The organism is Candidatus Benthicola sp., assembly GCF_058719085.1.
Window position 1 is genome coordinate 1 of the sequence record NZ_JBZQEK010000130.1, and the last position, 3,524, is coordinate 3,524.

Annotated in this window: 4 protein-coding genes; all 4 read left to right on the top strand. The window is 67.5% G+C overall.

What is annotated here, in order from left to right; all coding sequences use genetic code 11:
• The first annotated feature begins 296 nt into the window (after positions 1 to 296).
• Positions 297 to 1,199, top strand: a complete 903-nt coding sequence (locus AC36XV_RS09980; protein WP_492203537.1) for a sensor histidine kinase — start codon at positions 297 to 299, stop codon at positions 1,197 to 1,199.
• Between the two features lie 378 nt (positions 1,200 to 1,577).
• Positions 1,578 to 2,114, top strand: coding sequence for a transcription termination/antitermination protein NusG (gene nusG, locus AC36XV_RS09985; protein ID WP_492203534.1), 537 nt, complete (start codon positions 1,578 to 1,580; stop codon positions 2,112 to 2,114).
• Positions 2,111 to 3,142, top strand: a complete 1,032-nt coding sequence (locus AC36XV_RS09990; RefSeq protein WP_492203535.1) for a GDP-L-fucose synthase family protein — start codon at positions 2,111 to 2,113, stop codon at positions 3,140 to 3,142. Before nusG ends, AC36XV_RS09990 begins: the two co-directional genes overlap by 4 nt.
• The coding region (locus AC36XV_RS09995; RefSeq protein WP_492203536.1) for a GDP-mannose 4,6-dehydratase at positions 3,139 to 3,524 on the top strand (386 nt) is incomplete at its 3' end. The genes AC36XV_RS09990 and AC36XV_RS09995, both read left to right, overlap by 4 nt.

Here is a 3,524-nt window from a genome sequence, read left to right on the forward strand (position 1 = left end):
CGCCAGGCGGGGATCGACCGTACGACGCTGTACCGTCTGATGGACAAGCACAACCTGGCCCGAGAAGCCTTCACGTCCTGAGCATGTCCGATCAAGCCGCGTCCCGACACGGCCCCCCGGCACGAACCGGACGGCGCGCCTCCGAACCCGCCGGCGGGTCCGGTTCGGGTGCGGCTCCGAGTTCAGACCGCACCCGGCGGTTCGACGACCTGATCGGCGCTCTCCCGGAGCGGTTCCGCGAAGCCGGGGAAGGGCTGGCAATCCACCTGTTCGGGGCTCCACGGTCCGTCCGCGTGATGCCAGCCGGGGCGGAGGAAGACCCTCGCCCCGCCTGGCACTCGGGGCTTCAGCTCGAAGAGGCATGGGCCGTGGCGCAGGCCTTTCGCCGCTACCTGCACGAAGCCGGGGCGGCCGAACCGCTCGACGAGGAGACCCGGGTCGCCCTCGGAGAAGCGATCGACCGATCGTTGCTGGAGGCGGCCACGGAGAGCCTCCGGAAGGTGTCACAGGCCCACCGCCGGATGGTCCAGGACGTATCGCACGACCTCCGGTCGCCCCTCAATTCGGTCCTCTTTCTCGCCGACGCGCTGAGGACCGAGCGGAGCGGTCCGCTCACCGAGGCGCAGTCGCACCAGGTGGACGTGCTCTACACGGCGGCGGAAACGCTGGTGCGGATGGCCAACGACCTGATCGACTTCGCCCGTCTCGGCTCGGGACACGAGCGGATCACGGTGGTCGAGAGCTCGTTTTCGCTCGAAACCGTGGTGGAGGAGGTGCGAAACCTCGTCGGTCCGCTCTCCACGCACCGGGACGTGACGGTCGTCACCCGGTTGGAAGCGGAGGGCCTGCGGCGGGGAGACCAGCGGCTCCTCAGCCGCGTGCTCCTCAACCTGGTGTCGAACGCGATCGAGGCGGTCGACAGCGGCGGAACGGTGACGCTCGATTTCAGCGACACCGAGGAGGGAATCCTGATCATCGAGGTCGGCGATGATCGGCAGGGGACGGACGTCGAAACGCTGCGTCGCCTCCTGGCGATCACCGACGACCGGTGGCCCGGAGAGACGCGAGGATGGACCCGCGGACTCGGCCTGACGATCAGCTCCCGCTTCGTCGACGCGGCGGGTGGACGACTGGAGGTTCGGAGCCGCGAAGGCACGGGAACGGTGTTTCGCGTGGAGCTGCCCTATCCGGGGCTGTGACGCCCCGTTTCGAAATGCGCCGATGGGGTTACAATGCAGGGTGTTGCAGGCACGCAACACACGACCCGGGATTTGCAGCGACACCGACCATAACACGCTGCCTGAAATAGCGTTACGATGCAACAGGCGACGGGATTGATTCTTGCTCCCGCCGTCGCGACACCATGGAGGTCCCTGCCGGGCCCGACGAAAGGGAGCGGCAGCGCCATCGGCGCGGGACCTCGGATCGAACGACCCGGTGGAGTGACCGGTGCGGCTCGACGGTCTTCGGACCGCGCAAAGCCGCCTGTTACTCACGGGCACGAAGTGCGCCCGGAGGCCACGGCAGGTCGCTGGAATCGCCGTGGAGAAGACTCGGATTCAAGAGGAAGATTCAGCTTGGAAGACGAACGACCCTGGTATGCACTCTACACCCGCTCGCGGCACGAAAAGCGCCTGGCCGAGGCACTGGACCAGCGCGGCTTCGAGGTCTTCCTGCCGCTCGTGCCCCGCGAGAGCCAGTGGCACGACCGGAAGAAGACGGTTCGCTGGCCCCTGTTCCCCGGATACGTGTTCGTGCGGTTCGAGGCCGGACAGGCGTCATCGGTTCTCTCCGCGCCGGGCGCCGTCCGCGTGATCGGGGTCCAGGGGCGACCCGCTCCGATCCGTGACGAGGAGATCGCCAACGTTCGGCGCTTCGCGGCCTGCCTGGCCGAGACGGGCGTCGTGCCGACCCCCGAGCCGATCATCGACGTGGGCGACCGCATCGTCGTTCAGTCCGGTCCCTTCGCCGGGGTCCGTGGACGGGTCCTGGAGCACCGGGCCGCCGGGCGGGTGTTGATCCAGATCGGGGTGAGAGCCATCGGGCAGGCCCTCAAGGTCGAGCTGGACGAAGCGGTCCTGGAGTCCGAGACGGCGACGGGGCGCTCCGCATGATGAGGGGCGAAGGCGCGCAGGAGAGAATCAACACGCCGGAGTTCTGGGCGGAGCGCAGGGTGCTGGTCACCGGCGGCCACGGCTTTCTCGGATCGCACATCCTGGATCGACTGGATCGCCTCGGGGCCGGTCACGTCGTGGCGCCGAGCATCTCCGAGTACGATCTGACGGACACGGAGGCCGTCCGGGAGGTGATCCGGGATTCAGCGCCGCACGTCATTATTCACCTCGCGGCCGAGGTGGGCGGAATCGGCGCCAATCGAGAGCAACCCGGGCGCTTCTTCTACGCCAACATGGTCATGGGTGTCCACATGATCGAGGAGGCCCGACGGGCGGGGATCGAGAAGTTCGTTCAGCTCGGCACGATCTGCGCGTATCCCAAGCACACACCGGTCCCGTTTCGCGAGGCCGATCTGTGGAACGGGTATCCGGAGGAGACGAACGCGCCGTACGGTATCGCCAAGAAGGCGCTGCTCGTGCAGCTGCAGGCGTATCGGGCGCAGTACGGTTTCAACGGCGTGTATCTGCTTCCCGTGAACCTGTACGGTCCGCGCGACAACTTCGATCCGGCCTCGAGCCACGTCATTCCGGCGCTCATCCGCAAGATGGTGGAGGCCGTCGAAGAAGGTCGTGACGAGGTGGTCCTCTGGGGGACGGGAAAGGCCTCGCGCGAGTTCCTGTATGTCGACGACTGCGCGAGGGCGGTGCTGCTGGCGGCCGAGCACTATGACGGTGCGGAGCCGGTCAACGTGGGCACGGGAGACGAGATAACCATCCGCGACCTGGCGGCGCGCATCGCGGACGTGGTGGGCTTCGACGGGCGCCTCGCATACGACGCGAGCAAGCCCGACGGCCAGCCCCGGCGCTGCCTCGATACGAGCCGCGCCCTGGACGCCTTCGGCTTCCGGGCGCAGGTGCCTTTCGAGGAGGGTCTGCGCGAGACCGTGGAATGGTATCGGGAGCACTCGGCTGCGACCCGGACTCCCGTCGAGGCCTCGGAAGGCCAGGAAGTGAGCGGAGAGGGATGAAGAAGGCGCTGATCACCGGTATCACCGGACAGGACGGGAGCTACCTCGCCGAGCTGCTTCTCGCGAAGGGGTACGAGGTGCACGGCGTGATCCGGCGTTCCTCCAGCTTCAACACCGAGCGCATCGAGCACCTGTACGAGGATCCGCACCACGACGACGTGCGGCTGCTGCTCCATTACGGCGACCTCACGGACAGCAGCGTCCTCAGCCGGCTGCTGGCGAAGGTTCAGCCGGACGAGATTTACAACCTGGGGGCCCAGAGCCACGTCCGGACGAGCTTCGACCTCCCCGAGTACACCGCGGAGGTCACCGGGCTCGGCACCGTTCGCCTCCTCGATGCGATGAGGGAGACGGGGGTCCGCGCGAGGTTCTACCAGGCCAG